Here is a 16,669-nt window from a genome sequence, read left to right on the forward strand (position 1 = left end):
ATTTATAGTGGTTTTCTATTATCTGTGGCTATTTTTCTAATAGCTTGATTAAAAACGAAAATATTTACAGCTCCGGTTTGATTAAAATATCATCGTTTTTAATGTATGATTTCTTTACAAAAAATAAATTTTCAAATTGGAACTTTTAAAAAGTGTTTGTATTTCATTATGATAGGGATGTGTTTGATTGTTTAATCATCAGATTTATATTGAAAAAATGTAAATTTTATATCTGACTATTTTATTTTTAATTTTTTTACGTAAACTACACCACGCAAAACTCAATATGTTTTCCCATTCATTTAACCCAATAGGAGATAAGAAATGAAAAAATCAGCATTAGCAGCATTGGTACTAGGTGCAAGTTTAGCGGTAACAGGTTGTTTTGATAAACAAGAGGCAGCACAAAAGGTGGAAACAGCTAAGGAAGCGGCAACTAATGCAGCAACCGAAGTAAAAGATTCAGCGAAACAAGCTGTGGTTGAGGTGAAAGAAGCTGCAAGCAATGCAATGGACTCGGTTAAATTAGCAGCAGAAGAGGCAAAAAATTCAACAGTAGAAAAAGTATCTGAGATGAAAGATGCAACTGTGGCTAAAGTTGAAGAAACAAAAGATGCTGCTGTCGCAAAGATTGAGGAGATGTCAAATGCGGCGTCAGATAAAATGGCTGAAGTGAAAGACGCTGCGGAGGCTAAAAAAGATGCTGCTGTCGCTAAGATTGAAGAGATGACCAATACGGTATCGGACAAAGCCGTTGAAATGAAAGATGCAACTGTCGCTAAAGTTGAAGAAGCAAAAGAGGCTACTGTGGCTAAGATGGAAGAGATGAAAAATATGGCATCAGATAAAGCGGCTGAAATAAAAGATGCTGCAGCGTTAAAGATTGATGAAGCAAAAGAAGCGATGTCTTCAATGAAAGAAGTAGCAGCTGAAAAAGCAGCTGATGCCGCTGAAGCAGTGAAAGACGCAACAAAATAAGTTTGTAAGAGGCATAATCCCTACCGGAATTCCGGTGGGGATTTTCTTTTTTAGAGGGAAAGAGAATGTTATGTTCGATTTATAGAAGTCGGAAAAAGCCTGGGAGTTATCTTTATATCCAAAAACGTGATGATTTTTCTGCTGTTCCATCAATGTTAATGGCTCATTTTGGTAAACCTGAACTGGTGATGATGTTTAATTTAGCCGGTAATCAATCTCTTCGCCATGCAGATAAGTATGATGTGAAAGAGAAAATTCTTTCACAAGGATTTTATTTACAGATACCAGAACAAGATGACGGGCTATTTAATAGTTTGAGTGAGATCAAATAACCCTTGAATTTCTTTTTGAAAGATTATAAATATTGAGTTAGCTCAAATTTTTACCGGAAAAATACTTTTAAAATCGACCGCACTTTTAGGCTGCTATTTTTCAAGCCTATAAACAATAGAATGTATGGAGAAGAAAATGAGCAGCTTTTTTATTACAGGGACAGATACCGATGTGGGTAAAACCACAGCTTGTCGAGCGATTATCCAAGCATTACAAAGTCGTGGAATAAATATTGTTGGCTTTAAACCAATTGCATGTAGCGCCGAAGATAGCATTTATCCTACTGAACAGGATGTTGTGGGTGACTATGATAATAAAGAAAATAGTGATGTTTTGGTATTAATGGATTCTACCGAGCAAAATGTTACCTATGAGGAAATTAATAGTTATACCTTTAATCATAGTTTACCTATGTTGGTTGAAACAAAATCACGTATTAAATTAGATAAAATTAATAAAATGCTTGATACCCTATGTCATAAGTATCAATCCGTTGCCGTAGAGGGGGCATTTGGTTTATTAACTCCTATGACGGATAATAAGGGTTTTGCTGATTGGGTAAAAGAGCGAAAAATGCCGATTGTACTTGTTGTGGGAATCAAAGATGGTTGTATTAGTCATGCCTTATTAACGGTTCAAGCGATCCAAAGTTTGGGCGTTCCTTTATTAGGCTGGGTAGCAAATCGAGTTAATCCACTTTTAAGCCATTATGCAGAAATTATTGATTTTTTAGAAAAAAATATTGATGCCCCACTATTAGGTAAGATCCCTTATCTTCATAAACCTGAAACACAAGAGCTGGGACAATATCTTACAAATATTGATCGGTTACTATATATGCAAACAGAACAAGCAAAATAAAAGAGCGATATGATGTAATGAATGTATAAAAATATCTTTATGCAATAGCGACATCATATCTTAAAAGATAAAAAGTGCGGTTGAAATTGGCCGCACTTTTTCATTACTTATCTTGTTCTTTTTTGAGAATGTCCTCTTCTTCCAGAGTGAGCAAACGGGCAATTGCATTTCGATAAGATATTTCTAGGGTCTCACGACTTGTTGCCATTACTCCTTGATCGACGAGAAATCCATCATTAACATCATAGACCCAGCCATGGAGGGAAAGTTTTTGCCCTCGTTCCCACGCACTTTTCACAATAGAAGAGCGACCAAGGTTATATACTTGTTCTGCAACATTAATTTTGGTGAGCATATCGGCACGTTTTTCCGCAGAAAGTTTGCCAAGTAGGTGGCCATGTTTAAACCAAATATCGCGAATATGAAGTAGCCAATTATTAATTAATCCCAATTCTTTATCTGCCATTGCCGCTTTTATTCCACCACAATTCGTATGGCCACAAATGATAATATGCTCAATATTGAGTACATCCACTGCATACTGTACAACAGAAAGGCAATTGAGATCCGTATGAATCACTTGATTTGCTACATTACGGTGGACAAATAGTTCTCCAGGTTCTAAATTTGTTAGTTTTTCTGCAGGGACACGACTATCAGAGCAGCCAATCCAAAGATAATGAGGGGTTTGGTGATCAGCAAGCTCTTTGAAATAGGTGGAGTTTTCCTCTTTCATCCGTTGTGCCCAACTTGCATTATTAGCAAAAAGCTGTTCAATTTTATTCATATTGCTTTCCTTAAAATAAAAAATTTGACCGCACATAAAAGTGCGGTCAATTGAGTGACTATTTTTACCTAGAAATTAGCATTTCTCGGTGCACGCGGGAATGGGATAACATCACGAATATTTTGTACACCGGTGACATAGACAATTAAGCGTTCAAAACCGAGACCAAAGCCGGAATGGGGAACGGTACCATACTTACGAAGATCGCGATACCACCAATAATCTTCAGGATTTAGACCCATTTCTTCCATACGTTTATCAAGCACTTCTAAACGTTCTTCACGTTGTGAACCGCCAATAATTTCACCAATTCCCGGCGCTAATACGTCCATTGCGGCGACAGTTTTTCCATCATCATTTAAGCGCATATAGAATGCTTTAATATCTTTCGGATAGTTTTTAACCACAACAGGGGATTTGAAGTACTCTTCTGCTAAATAACGCTCATGTTCGGAAGAAAGATCAATTCCCCAAGAAACCGGGAATTCAAATTTCTTACCGGATTTTAGGAGAACATCAATAGCATCGGTATAATCAATTTGGGCAAAATCAGAATTTACGAAGTTTTCCAAACGAGTAACTACATCTTTATCAACATGTTTTTCAAAGAAAGCCAAATCATCTTTGCGTTCGGCTAGTACTGCACGGAATACATATTTCAGCATATCTTCGGCAAGCTTCGCATTGTCCGCTAAGGTTGCAAAGGCCACTTCAGGTTCAACCATCCAAAATTCAGCTAAGTGACGGGTTGTGTTAGAGTTTTCAGCACGGAAAGTTGGACCGAAAGTGTAAATTTTGCTTAGTGCACAGGCGTAGGTTTCACCATTTAATTGCCCTGAAACCGTTAAAAACGATTCTTTACCAAAGAAATCTTGGCTAAAATCGACCGCACCTTTTTCATCTCGTGGAAGATTTTCAAGATCCAAAGTAGAAACTCGGAACATCTCTCCCGCACCTTCTGTATCAGAGGCGGTAATAAGTGGGGTCGCCACCCAATAAAAACCTTGTTCGTGGAAGAAACGATGAATGGCTTGTGCTAAACAATGACGTACACGTGCTACGGCACCGATAATATTAGTGCGTGGACGTAAGTGCGCGACTTCCCGTAAATATTCAATTGAATGGCGTTTTGCTGCCATTGGATAGGTATCGGGATCTTCTACAAATCCAGTTACTTCCACTTTTTCTGCTTGTAATTCAACAGCTTGCCCTTCAGCAGGTGATTCAACGACTTTACCTGTGACGATTACAGAGCAACCAGTAGTAAGCCGTAAAACTTCGGTTTCGTAATTTTCAATATCGCTATTAATAATGGCTTGAATTGGGTCAAAACAGGAGCCGTCATACACGGCTAAGAAAGATAAGCCTGCTTTGGAATCACGACGAGTTCGAACCCAGCCTCGTACTGTAACGGTTTCACCAATCGAGACTTTTCCTTGTAACACATCAACAATTGATGCAATTTTAGACATATAAACCTCTAAATATAAAAAGATAGGATAAAAATTGCGGTTAGTTTACCTTAAATCGTGAAATTTTCCATAAAAAATGAGAACTTTATTTGCCAAGAAAAAGCCGATATGTATCAATAATCTGAAGCAATTATTTTTCAATAGTGTTCCGAAATTATGTGAAATCTTCCGAAACTAAGGCTTAGTTGGTTGAATGATTTTATCTTTTCTGATGTAACTAAAAAACACAAAACCGGTTTACTTAATCTAGCCGAAGAATTAGGTAATATCTCACAAGCCCGTAAAATTATGGGTATGTTTGTGTTCTAGTATTGTTATGAATTACCTTGGCTTATTGCTTCAAAACAGCTTATACGCTACGTGTAATTTCTTCTTCATTTTTTCTTGAATTTGCTGATCTTCGGCAGATTCATCGGAGGTGGCGATACTCACCAAGCTGCCTGCAATTAAGGTTTGCTTGCCATAATTGAGGGCATTTAAGGTGTGGATGCTGAGGGGTGATGTGACTTCTTATCACATATTTGCCACTGTGTACAATCCCCATAGGTTGATATTCTCCACAGTTATCAGTGTAGCCGATTGATGAGAAGAAATTCCAATCGGAAAGCACATCAGTAACTTTTTCGGGATTTTATAACACGATTGGTTTCTGCATTTCTAGCTTGCGTTGTATCATCAACAATTTTTGCACAAGCTTAAATGCCAGACATATTATCAATGGGCTATTTAATGCTATCAATTAAAAGTTGTAGTGGTTTGAGACTTATCAATGCCTTTGGTTAAAGATGTATTAAAAAATGGTAAATCTTATAATACGTTGTGAATTTATTCGTTTGGCCTTCTTTTGGGTTTAAATGAGTAATAATTTTTCCATCAGCCATTGACTTTTTACACATACACCCTTACTTTACTACCTGCATTTAACTATACAATTAAGGAGCTTTTATATGCAATCACGCATTATTGTTGACTCAAGAGATGAATCCTTATTAAGCACTCATAAAGTGCTTCGTAATACTTACTTCTTGCTTGGGCTGACAATGGCATTTTCGGCAGTAGTTGCCTATATTTCTATGGCGATGAATTTGCCTTATCCAAACATTATTGTTTTACTTGTGGGCTTTTACGGCTTACTTTTCATCACACATCGTTTAGCTGACCGTCCTGCGGGTATCTTAGCAGCATTTGCCTTTACTGGTTTTATGGGCTATACCATTGGACCCATTCTCAATATGTATGTGGCAAATGGTATGGAAGATTTAATCATGTTGTCATTTGCCGGCACAGCAATTGTTTTCTTTGCCTGCTCTGCTTATGTGTTGACTACGAAAAAAGATATGTCATTCCTTGCAACTGCGATGTTTGCTCTTTTCATTGTGCTTTTACTCGGTATGGTGGCAAGTTTCTTCTTCCAAATCCCTGCATTGGCCATTGCAATTAGTGCATTATTTGTTGTTTTCTCAACGATGACGATTTTGTATGAAACTAGCAATATCATTCACGGTGGTGAGACAAATTATATTCGTGCCACAGTGAGTATTTATGTCGCAATTTATAACCTATTCTTAAGTTTACTAAGATTACTTTCAATTTTCTCAAGTAGTAACGACTAGATTTAATAAGAAATAAAACGCACTTTGGTGATAATCAAAGTGCGTTTTTTTATGTTATTTTGGTGAGAAAAGTGCGGTCAAATATTGGGTTAAATCTTCATAGTGAAAGGTAAACCCCGCTTCAAGAAGCCGCTTTGGAAAAACCTTTTGGCTTTCTAGCAACATATTTGCACGTTCTCCTAAAATAAGCCTTAAAACAAAGGCCGGAATAGGGAAGAGGGCGTAAGTTTTTAAGGCTTGGGCAAGTTGCTGATTGAAGACTTGATTGGTAACAGGTTGTGGCGAAACTAAATTGTAAATGCCATGACATTTTTGCTGTTCAAGTAAAAATATGATGCTTCTTACCATATCCTCTAACGCAATCCATGCCCAGTATTGAGAGCCCTTTCCTAAATAACCGGCTAAGTGACAACGATATAACGGAAGCATTTTTTTTAACGCCCCGCCATTAGGAGAAAGCACAATACCGGTACGAAGAATACAAACATTTGTATTAGCTTGTAATGCCGTATTTTCCCACGCCTGACAAAGTTGGGCAGTAAATGTGTTATGAGCTATTGGACTTGCTTCAGTGAGTAACTGATTTGAATGATCACCATATATACCTGTGGCTGAGCCGGAAAGGAAGCGTGGCGGATTACTCCCCGCATTAATGAGATTGACTAATTGCTGGGTAAGCTTGACTCGGCTATTAAATAACTTCATCTTTTTTGCGTTGCTCCAATGCTTTTCAAAAATAGGTTCACCCGCAAGATTAATTACGACATCAAATTCATCTAAATTTTTAAAGGAAGAAAGTGCGGTCAAAAATCTTAATGTTTTTTGCGGAAAAAGGAGCTTCGCTTTCTCCTTATTACGGGTAAAGAGTACAATTTGATGCTGTTTTTGTAAAAGTGTAGGCACTAACCTTTGCCCTATTAGTCCCGTTCCACCGGTGATAAGTATATTCATCAGAGTGAACTTTCAAACAAGTCTTGAATACGTCCGATCAGCGTTAAAATTGAGGTTGAGCATGTCGGCGTTACAAAAATCGTATCATCGCCAGCAATTGTGCCAAGAATACCTTCAGGTTTTCCAATGGAATCAAGTAAGCGTGCAATTAACTGTGCGGCTCCGGGTGTTGTTTTGATGACGACCAAAAATTCATTGTGATCAATATCCAATACTAAATTTTTTAATGGGCTACTTGTTGCCGGCACACTGAGTTCATTCGGCAAGCAGTAAACCATTTCCATTTTTGTATTGCGTGTGCGTACCGCCCCAAATTTACTCAACATACGTGAAACTTTTGATTGATTAATACCGGAAAAGCCTTGATTTTTTAGGGCTTCAACTATCTCACCTTGTGAGGCAAAACGTTCCTGACTAAGTAGTTCTTTAAATACTTTTGTTAAATTATCCACTTTTGACCTTGAGGAATATTAAATTTGCATAAGCGTTGCATAAAAATTCATAATATGCAATTAAAATCCAAAATAAATTCATAAAACAAAAGATTTATAGATAGAAATTTGAGCTAGATCTCATAATTGAATTTCTGTGTTTGTAATTTATGAACTAACCTTTTAAAATTCACCTGTTTCATTCATTTAATAAGGAGCAAACATGAAAGTTGCAGTATTAGGTGCGGCCGGCGGTATCGGTCAGGCATTAGCATTATTATTAAAATTACAATTACCGGCAGAGACAGAGTTGTCGCTTTACGACATTGCGCCGGTCACCCCTGGTGTAGCGGCGGATGTGAGCCATATTCCAACTGCAGTAAAAGTGAAAGGATTTTCCGGTGAAGATCCAAGCCCTGCTCTTGAAGGGGCTGATGTGGTATTAATTTCAGCTGGCGTTGCCCGTAAACCGGGAATGGATCGTTCTGATCTTTTTAATATTAATGCCGGTATTGTTCGTAGTTTAATTGAAAAAGTAGCGGCTGTTTGTCCGAAAGCCTGCATAGGTATCATTACTAATCCGGTTAATACAACCGTGGCAATCGCTGCAGAGGTATTGAAAAAAGCGGGTGTTTATGACAAACGTAAATTATTTGGTGTCACAACCCTAGATGTTCTCCGTTCAGAGACGTTTGTTGCTGAATTGAAAAACCTAAATGTTTCTCGTACAACTGTACCTGTTATTGGGGGACATTCCGGAGTGACGATTCTTCCTTTACTTTCTCAAGTCCCTTATGCTGAATTTTCCGCAGAGGAAATTGAACCTTTAACAAAACGCATCCAAAATGCAGGTACTGAAGTGGTAGAAGCGAAAGCCGGAGGCGGATCGGCTACGCTTTCTATGGCTCAAGCGGCAGCCCGTTTTGCTCGTTCATTAGTGAAAGGGTTAAGTGGAGAAACGGTGGTAGAATGCACTTATGTGGAAGGTGATGGCAAGTATGCCCGTTTCTTTGCACAGCCGGTTCGTTTAGGTAAAGAAGGCGTAGAAGAAATTTTACCAATTGGTATCTTAAGTGAATTTGAACAAAATGCATTGGATGCAATGCTTCCTACATTACGTGCAGATATAGAATTAGGTGAAAAATTTATTAACGGTTAACGTTTTCTTTCTAAAGAAAGGGCGCAAAATAAGCGCCTTTTTTATTGAAAAAATAAAATATTTAAGAAAAACCGTGACTGAGTTCACAAATTTGAAAATAGGTATTTGCATAAATTTTTTATCGGCGTATCCTGAACCCACTTAAAATAAGTGCTATCTTAAATAGCCGGTATAAATTTTGCTTTCCGAGTAGTGCCTCTCCGAGGCACTTTTTTTGTTTATTAAAAACGAACTAATATGAAAAATCTTAGTCTTATAACCGTCCTTTAACAAAATATTATTTATAGGAGTTTTTTATGAAATCTTTAAAATCTTTATTAAGTTTAATCGCACTGGCATTAGTTGTTTCCGGTTCCGCATTTGCAAATGAGAATGCTGTCACAAGTTTTAAAAAAGAAGCCGTTACCAATATAAATTCCATCTCTCAAAACCAAAAAGAAAGCATGGTAGAAAAAGCCGTCAGCACAAAAGAACAAACAAAAGATTTAGTGAAATCCGCAAAGGAATCTACAAAAGAAAAATTTGATTCTACGAAAGAAAAGGTGAAGTCAGTGAAAGCTTCCAATTCTTCATCAATGAAAGAAAAAACAACTGAAAAATTAAATTCAATAAAAGATAAGGCGAAAGAGGAAAAAGACAAAGTTGTCTCAAGTGCAAAGATAAATATTAATAAGGCGGATGCCGAAACGTTGCAAAAACTTTCCGGTATTGGTGAGAAAAAAGCTCAAGCAATTATTGATTATCGCAATCAAGTTGGAAAAATTAAGAATGTGACGGAATTATCAAAAATTAATGGATTAGGTGAAACGACGATTGAGAAAATTTCACCTTATCTCACTTTCTAAAAGCTGGTTAAATTTAACCTCACTTTTTTAAGCCTGACAGTTTGTCAGGCTTTGTTATTTTTAGTTAATAATAAAAATATTGTTGAGCTAGATCACAAATTTGTAACAAACTTTTAAATGGAATATTTTTTCCTTTTTAATCCTATGTATAATGTCGGGCGAACTTAACCAGATAATATCATTCGAGGTGAATATGCAACCAAACAAAGCTTTTGATGAATGGTTGGCAACAACGGCATTAGGTGGTGCAAACCAAGCCTATATCGAAGAATTATATGAACGCTATTTAGATGACCCCCATTCGATTGATGAGAGTTGGAAAAACACGTTCGATTCCTTTCCAAAATCAACCGCACTTGAGCAGCCTCACTCGCCGGTTCGTGATTATTTCCGTCGTTTAGCTCGTGAAAATAACTCGGACACTGTCACGGTCATTGATCCTGAAGCGAGTGCAAAATTAGTAAAAGTATTACAATTCATTAATGCTTACCGATTTCGAGGTCATTTGGAAGCAAAACTTGACCCTCTGAACTATTATCGTTGGAAGGTTTCCAGTGTGCCGGAATTAGATTACCGTTATCATGGTTTTACCGAGCAGGATCTCAATGAAACCTTCAATATTAATCACTATGTTTATCAACGCGACACCATTACACTTGCCGACTTAAACGGTATGCTGAAAGAAACCTACTGTGGTTCTATCGGTTTAGAGTTTATGCATGTGCAAGATATGGAACAAAAAATGTGGCTTCAAAATAAGTTAGAAAGTCGCTTAAATCAACCGCTCTTTACCCATAAAGAAAAAATCAATTTTCTTAATGAATTAACTGCGGCTGATGGTTTAGAACGCTATCTTGGAGCGAAATTCCCAGGGGCAAAACGTTTTTCCTTAGAAGGAAGTGATGCTTTTATTCCTCTGATGAAAGAAATTATTCGCCATGCCAGCAAGCAAGGTGTGAAAGATGTAGTGATGGGAATGGCACACCGTGGTCGTCTGAATATGCTCGTCAATGTATTGGGTAAAAAACCGGAAGATTTGTTTGATGAATTTGCCGGTAAACATTCAGGCGATCGCACGGGGGATGTGAAATATCATCAAGGTTTTTCTTCTGATTTTGCCGTAGATGAAAATCTTGTTCATTTAACGCTTGCATTTAACCCATCTCATTTGGAAATTGTTAGCCCTGTCGTCATTGGTGCGGTTCGTTCACGTCAAACGAAGAGAAATGATAGTGAAAGAACTCAAGTGTTAGCGGTGACCGTCCATGGCGATTCAGCGGTGGCAGGACAAGGGGTTGTACAAGAAACCTTAAATATGTCTAATGCTCGAGGTTATACCGTGGGCGGAACGATTCGTATCGTTATCAATAACCAAATTGGTTTTACCACATCAAATCCTAATGATACCCGTTCCACTGAATACTGTACCGATATTGCCAAAATGATCCAAGCACCAATTATCCACGTTAATGGTGATGATCCAGAAGCCGTTGCCTTCGCTGCCCGTATGGCGGTGGAATATCGTAATCTATTCAAACGTGATATTTTCATTGATCTGATTTCTTATCGCCGTCATGGTCATAATGAGGCGGATGAGCCACTGGCAACCCAGCCAATGATGTATAGCATTATTAAAAAACATCCGACACCACGTAAGGTTTACGCCGATCGGTTAGTTAATGAAGGTGTCATTACGGAAGAGCAAGCGATTGAAATGATGAATCTCTATCGTGATGCTTTAGACAATGGTGATCGTGTCGTGGCTGAATGGCGTGAAATGGATACGGCAAAAATGGATTGGTTGCAATATTTGAATTACGACTGGACATCACCTTATGATAACCAATTCCCTAAAGAGCGTTTCATCACGTTGGCTAAACGTGTATGTGAATATCCGGAAAGCTTACGAGCCCATCCTCGAGTTGAAAAAATTTATAATGATCGTAAAGCTATGTACCAAGGTGAAAAATTATTCGATTGGGGAATGGCTGAAACTATGGCTTACGCAACCTTGCTTGATGAAGGGACAAATGTTCGTTTATCCGGTGAAGATGCAGGGCGTGGCACATTTTTCCATCGTCACGCTGTTGTACACAATCAGAATGATGGAACCGGCTATGTGCCACTCACTCATTTACACGCTAATCAGGGACGTTTTGAAGTGTGGGATTCCGTACTTTCGGAAGAATCTGTTCTTGCTTTTGAATATGGTTATGCCACCACAGATCCTAAAACGCTTACAATTTGGGAAGCACAATTTGGCGACTTCGCTAACGGGGCGCAGATTGTCATTGATCAATTTATCAGTTCAGGTGAACAAAAATGGGGAAGAATGTGTGGGTTAGTCATGCTATTGCCTCATGGTTATGAGGGGCAAGGACCTGAACATTCTTCCGCACGTTTAGAGCGTTATCTGCAACTCTGTGCCGAACAAAATATGCAAGTTTGTATTCCATCCACTCCTGCGCAGGTTTACCATATGTTACGTCGTCAGGCTTTACGTAAAATGCGCCGACCGTTAATTGCGATTTCACCAAAATCCTTATTACGTCATCCTTTGGCTGTATCAACGCTTGACGAACTCATTAATGGTGCATTCCAAACGGTGATTGGAGAAGTGGATGAACTTGATCCGAAAGGTGTTAAACGTGTCGTATTGTGTTCCGGCAAAGTCTACTATGATCTATTGGAACAACGTCGTGCTAACAATCAAACCGATGTCGCTATTATTAGAATTGAACAACTTTATCCTTATCCTCACGAAGATGTGAAAAAAGCCCTTGAACCTTATGCTCATGTGAACGATTATGTGTGGTGTCAAGAAGAACCGCTCAATCAAGGGGCGTGGTATAGTAGTAAACATAACTTTGAGAGTTCTATTCCGGATGAAGTGAAATTGAAGTATGCAGGTCGTCCAGCATCAGCTTCACCGGCAGTGGGTTATATGTCACTACATACTAAACAGCAGAAACAACTGGTGGATGATGCACTAACACGGTAAAAGTGCGGTCAAAAATAACAATGATTTGTAGGGTATGAAGCTACATATTTCAGTATTCTTGCACAAAGATTTATGTTTCATATTCCTACAAAAACTTGAAAATAAATAAGGAAAAAATATGACAATTGAAATTCTTGTTCCCGATCTCCCTGAATCTGTTGCAGATGCGACAGTGGCAACATGGCATAAAAAAGTAGGGGAAACGGTAAAACGTGATGATGTCTTAGTTGAAATTGAAACGGATAAAGTTGTGCTGGAAGTGCCGGCACAATCTGATGGAGTGCTTGCTGAAATTTTAGAGTCGGAAGGCGCGACAGTGGTGAGCAAGCAAGTGCTTGGTAAACTTTCCACTACACAAGCCGGTGATGTGAGCCCGGCAACGATAAAGGAAAGTAGTGAACCTACGCCGGCAGATCGCAAAAATGCAGCGATTGAAAATAGCCATAATAACGCCTCGGATCAAAGTCCGGCAATTCGCCGCTTATTGGCAGAGCACGATCTTGAATCGTCACAAATTCAAGGTTCAGGAGTGGGGGGAAGACTTACCCGTGAAGATATTGAACGTGAGCTCGCTAAACGGGAGGCTCAGAAGGTAAAAGAACAAGTCGCAACAGAGCAAAATACCGTTAGCACTGTGGCTTACCAGTCTCGTTCTGAAAAACGTGTTCCAATGACACGTTTACGCAAACGCATTGCAGAACGTTTACTAGAAGCAAAAAATAGCACAGCAATGCTCACGACATTTAATGAAGTGGATATGCAACCGATAATGAAATTGCGTAAAACCTACGGTGAAAAATTTGAAAAACAGCATGATGTGCGTTTAGGTTTTATGTCGTTTTATATCAAAGCCGTTGTTGAAGCACTGAAACGTTATCCGGAGGTCAATGCATCTATTGATGGTGATGATATTGTTTACCATAACTATTTTGATATTAGTATTGCGGTTTCAACACCACGAGGTTTAGTTACACCGGTGTTACGTAACTGTGATAAGCTCAGTATGGTAGAAATTGAAAAACAAATCAAAAACCTTGCAGAAAAAGGGCGTGATGGTAAGTTGACTGTGGAAGATTTAACGGGTGGTAATTTCACGATCACAAATGGGGGAGTATTTGGCTCATTAATGTCCACCCCAATTATTAACCCACCACAAAGTGCGATTTTAGGTATGCATGCGATTAAAGAGAGACCGATCGCATTGAATGGAGAAGTTGTGATTCGTCCTATGATGTATTTGGCACTTTCTTATGATCATCGGTTAATTGATGGTAAAGAATCGGTTGGTTTTCTTGTGACGATTAAAGAATTATTAGAAGATCCAACAAGATTACTGTTAGAAATTTAGGTGGAAAGTGCGGTCAGCTTTGATCGCACTTTTATTTTTTTACGAAAAAATGATATTTTTCATTTTCCCATAAACAGTGAAAAAAATGCAGGTAATCTTATGAATCTACATGAATATCAAGCAAAGCAGCTTTTTAAAGAATATAACTTACCGGTAAGTGAAGGGATTATTTGTCATTCGCCTGATGACTCAGCCATGGCGCTTTTCCAACTTAACGGTGAGCGTTGGATCGCAAAATGTCAAGTCCATGCAGGAGGGCGTGGTAAAGCCGGTGGGGTAAAACTGGTACATAATGCAGAAGAAGCCCGAGCGTTTGCTCATAAATGGTTGGGAAATCGTTTGGTCACGTTCCAAACCGATAAACAGGGGCAACCTGTTAGCAGTATTTATATTGAAGAAACTTGTGATATTGACCAAGAACTTTATCTTGGTGCAGTGATCGACCGTTCCTCACAAAAAATTGTTTTTATGGCATCTTCTGCCGGTGGAATGAATATTGAAGATGTCGCACAGGAAACGCCTCATTTAATTCATAAAGTCACAATTGATCCATTATTTGGAGGCATGCCGTATCAGGGCAGAGAACTAGCCTTTAAATTAGGTTTAAGCGGGGAACAAAATAAGCAGTTTACCCAAGTATTTGTGCGATTAGCAAAATTGTTTATTGAAAAAGATCTTGCTCTTTTGGAAGTCAATCCACTTGTGATCACAAAGCAAGGAAATTTAGTTTGCTTGGATGCCAAAATGTCTATTGATGATAATGCCCTGTTTCGTCATAAAGATTTACTCGCACTGCGAGATTTAAGTCAAAGTGATTTACGAGAAGCCGAAGCTGAAAAACACCAATTAAATTATGTGGCATTGGAAGGCAATATTGGTTGTATGGTAAATGGCGCAGGGCTTGCTATGGGAACAATGGATATTGTTAAACTTTATGGCGGTGAGCCGGCAAATTTCCTTGATGTTGGAGGTGGCGCGACAAAAGAACGTGTTACTGAAGCCTTCAAAATTATTTTGACGGATAAAGGTGTAAAAGCAATTTTAGTCAATATTTTTGGTGGTATTGTTCGTTGTGATCTCATTGCGGAAGGCGTAATTGCTGCAGTTCAAGAAGTTGGAGTTAAAGTGCCTGTGGTCGTACGTTTAGAGGGGACGAATGCAGAATTAGGACGTAAAATTTTATCGGAAAGTGGTGTTAATTTAATTGCCGCCCATAGTTTGCAAGAGGCCGCACAAGCCGTGGTGAATGCAGTGAAAGGAGAATAAGTATGTCGATATTAATTAATAAAGAGACTAAAGTCATTTGCCAAGGCTTTACCGGAGCACAGGGTACATTTCATTCCGAACAAGCTATTGCTTATGGTACAAAAATGGTGGGGGGCGTTTCACCAAATAAAGGGGGAAGTACACATTTAGGCTTACCGGTATTTAATACCGTGCACGAGGCTGTTAGTGCTACCGGTGCGACTGCAACGATGATTTATGTTCCTGCCCCATTTTGTAAAGATGCGATTTTAGAAGCTATTGATGCAGGCATTCAACTTATCGTGTGTATTACTGAAGGCATTCCCACACTTGATATGTTAATGGTAAAGCAAAAATTAAATGAAACCGGTGTAGTAATGATCGGTCCAAACTGCCCCGGAGTAATTACGCCGGATGAATGTAAAATTGGTATTATGCCGGGAAACATTCATAAAAAAGGGAAAATCGGCATTGTTTCCCGTTCCGGTACGTTGACTTATGAAGCGGTAAAACAAACTACTGATGAAGGCTTTGGACAATCCACTTGTGTGGGAATCGGTGGCGACCCGATTCCGGGTTCAAGTTTCATTGATATTTTAAAACGTTTCCAAGATGATCCCGAAACTGAAGCCATTGTAATGATTGGTGAAATAGGGGGATCTGCGGAGGAAGAAGCAGCGGCTTATATTAAAGCCCATATCACTAAACCGATGGTTGGTTATATTGCAGGTGTTACCGCGCCAAAAGGTAAACGTATGGGACACGCTGGGGCGATTATCAGTGGCGGTAAAGGCACCGCTGAAGATAAAATTGCAGCCCTTGAATCCGCAGGAGTGAAAACAGTAAGAAGTTTAGCGGAGATTGGTTCGGCACTGAGAACATTGCTAAAATAAAAATGCATTGAAAAATGACCGCACTTTGATCATGTATTCAAAGTGCGGTTTTTTATAACAAATTTTTATAACGTGATGATAAAAGGTGTATAATCCTAGCAATATTCTAAGGAAAAAATTATGAGCCAGTTTTTTTATATTCATCCTGAAAACCCACAAGTACGTTTAATAAACCAAGCAGTAGAAATTTTGCGTAAAGGAGGAGTCATTGTTTACCCCACGGATTCCGGTTATGCACTAGGTTGTATGCTCGGGGATAAACATGCGATGGATCGTATTATTGCGATTCGAAAATTACCGGATGGGCATAATTTCACCTTGGTGTGTCGTGATTTATCCGAATTGTCTCATTATGCCATGGTAAGCAATGTTGCCTATCGTCTAATCAAAAATAATACACCGGGGCGTTATACCTTTATTTTAACGGCCACAAAAGAATTACCACGTCGTTTAATGACATCAAAACGTAAAACCATTGGCTTACGGGTACCGGATAATCAAATCGCTTTAGATTTACTCAGTGCATTGGGTGAGCCGATTCTTTCCTGTTCGTTGATGCTGCCGGGGGAAGAACATATCACGCAATCGGATCCTGAAGAGATTCGGGAGCGTTTAGAACACCAAGTGGATTTAATCATTCATGGCGGATATTTAGGACAAGCGCCCACAACCGTGGTGGATTTAACGGAAGATACACCCGTTATCTTACGTGAAGGAAGTGGTTCTACTGAGCCATTTATTTAATTTATACA

15 protein-coding genes are annotated in these 16,669 nt (G+C 38.8%); 11 read left to right on the forward strand and 4 right to left on the reverse strand.

Features of this window, described 5'->3' with window-relative positions:
- Window positions 1-324: 324 nt before the first annotated feature.
- The 3 genes from E4T92_RS02215 to bioD all read left to right on the forward strand — a co-directional run bounded on the left by E4T92_RS02215 (window position 325) and on the right by bioD (window position 2,172).
- On the forward strand, window positions 325-978 hold the full coding sequence (locus tag E4T92_RS02215) for a histone (RefSeq protein WP_135093262.1): 654 nt from the start codon (window positions 325-327) through the stop codon (window positions 976-978).
- Between the two features lie 65 nt (window positions 979-1,043).
- Entirely contained in the window at window positions 1,044-1,310 is a 267-nt protein-coding gene (locus E4T92_RS02220; RefSeq protein WP_135093263.1) for a YcgL domain-containing protein, read from the forward strand.
- A gap of 136 nt (window positions 1,311-1,446) precedes the next feature.
- Window positions 1,447-2,172, forward strand: a complete 726-nt coding sequence (gene bioD, locus E4T92_RS02225) for a dethiobiotin synthase (protein ID WP_135093264.1) — start codon at window positions 1,447-1,449, stop codon at window positions 2,170-2,172.
- 103 nt (window positions 2,173-2,275) lie between these two features.
- Here the strand turns inward: bioD and can are convergent, their stop codons facing one another.
- The gene (gene can, locus E4T92_RS02230; RefSeq protein WP_135093265.1) at window positions 2,276-2,959 is read right to left on the reverse strand and encodes a carbonate dehydratase; all 684 of its coding nucleotides are present in this window, start codon (window positions 2,957-2,959) and stop codon (window positions 2,276-2,278) included.
- A 68-nt stretch (window positions 2,960-3,027) separates the two neighbouring features.
- Window positions 3,028-4,431 carry an asparagine--tRNA ligase gene (gene asnS, locus E4T92_RS02235; RefSeq protein WP_135093266.1) on the reverse strand — a complete coding sequence of 468 codons (1,404 nt, stop codon included), beginning with the start codon at window positions 4,429-4,431 and terminating at the stop codon, window positions 3,028-3,030.
- Window positions 4,432-5,378: 947 nt separating this feature from the next.
- On the opposite strand from asnS, the gene E4T92_RS02240 reads away from it, so the two are divergent.
- Window positions 5,379-6,044, forward strand: a complete 666-nt coding sequence (locus E4T92_RS02240; RefSeq protein ID WP_077543136.1) for a Bax inhibitor-1 family protein — start codon at window positions 5,379-5,381, stop codon at window positions 6,042-6,044.
- Window positions 6,045-6,098: 54 nt separating this feature from the next.
- On the opposite strand, the gene E4T92_RS02245 is transcribed toward E4T92_RS02240, so the two are convergent.
- Window positions 6,099-6,995 carry a TIGR01777 family oxidoreductase gene (locus E4T92_RS02245; RefSeq protein ID WP_135093267.1) on the reverse strand — a complete coding sequence of 299 codons (897 nt, stop codon included), beginning with the start codon at window positions 6,993-6,995 and terminating at the stop codon, window positions 6,099-6,101.
- Window positions 6,995-7,447 carry a transcriptional regulator ArgR gene (argR, locus tag E4T92_RS02250; protein ID WP_077543134.1) on the reverse strand — a complete coding sequence of 151 codons (453 nt, stop codon included), beginning with the start codon at window positions 7,445-7,447 and terminating at the stop codon, window positions 6,995-6,997. Before argR ends, E4T92_RS02245 begins: the two co-directional genes overlap by 1 nt.
- A 202-nt stretch (window positions 7,448-7,649) precedes the next feature.
- On the opposite strand from argR, the gene mdh reads away from it, so the two are divergent.
- From mdh to E4T92_RS02285, 7 genes are all read left to right on the forward strand, one after another.
- On the forward strand, window positions 7,650-8,585 hold the full coding sequence (gene mdh / locus E4T92_RS02255; RefSeq protein WP_077543133.1) for a malate dehydrogenase: 936 nt from the start codon (window positions 7,650-7,652) through the stop codon (window positions 8,583-8,585).
- 296 nt (window positions 8,586-8,881) lie between these two features.
- Complete coding sequence (locus E4T92_RS02260) at window positions 8,882-9,430, forward strand: helix-hairpin-helix domain-containing protein (RefSeq protein ID WP_135093268.1); 549 nt, start codon at window positions 8,882-8,884, stop codon at window positions 9,428-9,430.
- A 193-nt stretch (window positions 9,431-9,623) separates the two neighbouring features.
- A complete protein-coding gene (gene sucA, locus E4T92_RS02265) occupies window positions 9,624-12,431 on the forward strand; it encodes a 2-oxoglutarate dehydrogenase E1 component (RefSeq protein ID WP_135093269.1) in 2,808 nt (935 codons plus the stop codon).
- A gap of 118 nt (window positions 12,432-12,549) precedes the next feature.
- A complete protein-coding gene (odhB, locus tag E4T92_RS02270) occupies window positions 12,550-13,779 on the forward strand; it encodes a 2-oxoglutarate dehydrogenase complex dihydrolipoyllysine-residue succinyltransferase (RefSeq protein WP_135093270.1) in 1,230 nt (409 codons plus the stop codon).
- A 99-nt stretch (window positions 13,780-13,878) separates the two neighbouring features.
- Entirely contained in the window at window positions 13,879-15,045 is a 1,167-nt protein-coding gene (gene sucC / locus E4T92_RS02275; RefSeq protein ID WP_135093271.1) for an ADP-forming succinate--CoA ligase subunit beta, read from the forward strand.
- Between the two features lie 2 nt (window positions 15,046-15,047).
- A complete protein-coding gene (gene sucD / locus E4T92_RS02280; protein ID WP_135093272.1) occupies window positions 15,048-15,917 on the forward strand; it encodes a succinate--CoA ligase subunit alpha in 870 nt (289 codons plus the stop codon).
- A 120-nt stretch (window positions 15,918-16,037) separates the two neighbouring features.
- Window positions 16,038-16,661, forward strand: a complete 624-nt coding sequence (locus E4T92_RS02285) for an L-threonylcarbamoyladenylate synthase (RefSeq protein ID WP_077543128.1) — start codon at window positions 16,038-16,040, stop codon at window positions 16,659-16,661.
- Window positions 16,662-16,669 lie beyond the last annotated feature (8 nt).

The sequence above is a fragment of the Pasteurella sp. WM03 genome (assembly GCF_004570945.1).
Classification (GTDB): domain Bacteria; phylum Pseudomonadota; class Gammaproteobacteria; order Enterobacterales; family Pasteurellaceae; genus Rodentibacter.

Bases quoted from the DNA above. Each gene is read 5' to 3' on its own strand.
- sucC (WP_135093271.1), top strand. From the start codon at position 13,879: ATGAATCTACATGAATATCAAGCAAAGCAGCTTTTTAAAGAATATAAC.
- E4T92_RS02245 (WP_135093267.1), bottom strand. From the start codon at position 6,995: ATGAATATACTTATCACCGGTGGAACGGGACTAATAGGGCAAAGGTTA.
- asnS (WP_135093266.1), bottom strand. From the start codon at position 4,431: ATGTCTAAAATTGCATCAATTGTTGATGTGTTACAAGGAAAAGTCTCG.
- E4T92_RS02215 (WP_135093262.1), top strand. From the start codon at position 325: ATGAAAAAATCAGCATTAGCAGCATTGGTACTAGGTGCAAGTTTAGCG.
- E4T92_RS02285 (WP_077543128.1), top strand. From the start codon at position 16,038: ATGAGCCAGTTTTTTTATATTCATCCTGAAAACCCACAAGTACGTTTA.
- can (WP_135093265.1), bottom strand. From the start codon at position 2,959: ATGAATAAAATTGAACAGCTTTTTGCTAATAATGCAAGTTGGGCACAA.
- bioD (WP_135093264.1), top strand. From the start codon at position 1,447: ATGAGCAGCTTTTTTATTACAGGGACAGATACCGATGTGGGTAAAACC.
- E4T92_RS02240 (WP_077543136.1), top strand. From the start codon at position 5,379: ATGCAATCACGCATTATTGTTGACTCAAGAGATGAATCCTTATTAAGC.
- sucA (WP_135093269.1), top strand. From the start codon at position 9,624: ATGCAACCAAACAAAGCTTTTGATGAATGGTTGGCAACAACGGCATTA.
- mdh (WP_077543133.1), top strand. From the start codon at position 7,650: ATGAAAGTTGCAGTATTAGGTGCGGCCGGCGGTATCGGTCAGGCATTA.
- E4T92_RS02220 (WP_135093263.1), top strand. From the start codon at position 1,044: ATGTTATGTTCGATTTATAGAAGTCGGAAAAAGCCTGGGAGTTATCTT.
- E4T92_RS02260 (WP_135093268.1), top strand. From the start codon at position 8,882: ATGAAATCTTTAAAATCTTTATTAAGTTTAATCGCACTGGCATTAGTT.
- odhB (WP_135093270.1), top strand. From the start codon at position 12,550: ATGACAATTGAAATTCTTGTTCCCGATCTCCCTGAATCTGTTGCAGAT.
- sucD (WP_135093272.1), top strand. From the start codon at position 15,048: ATGTCGATATTAATTAATAAAGAGACTAAAGTCATTTGCCAAGGCTTT.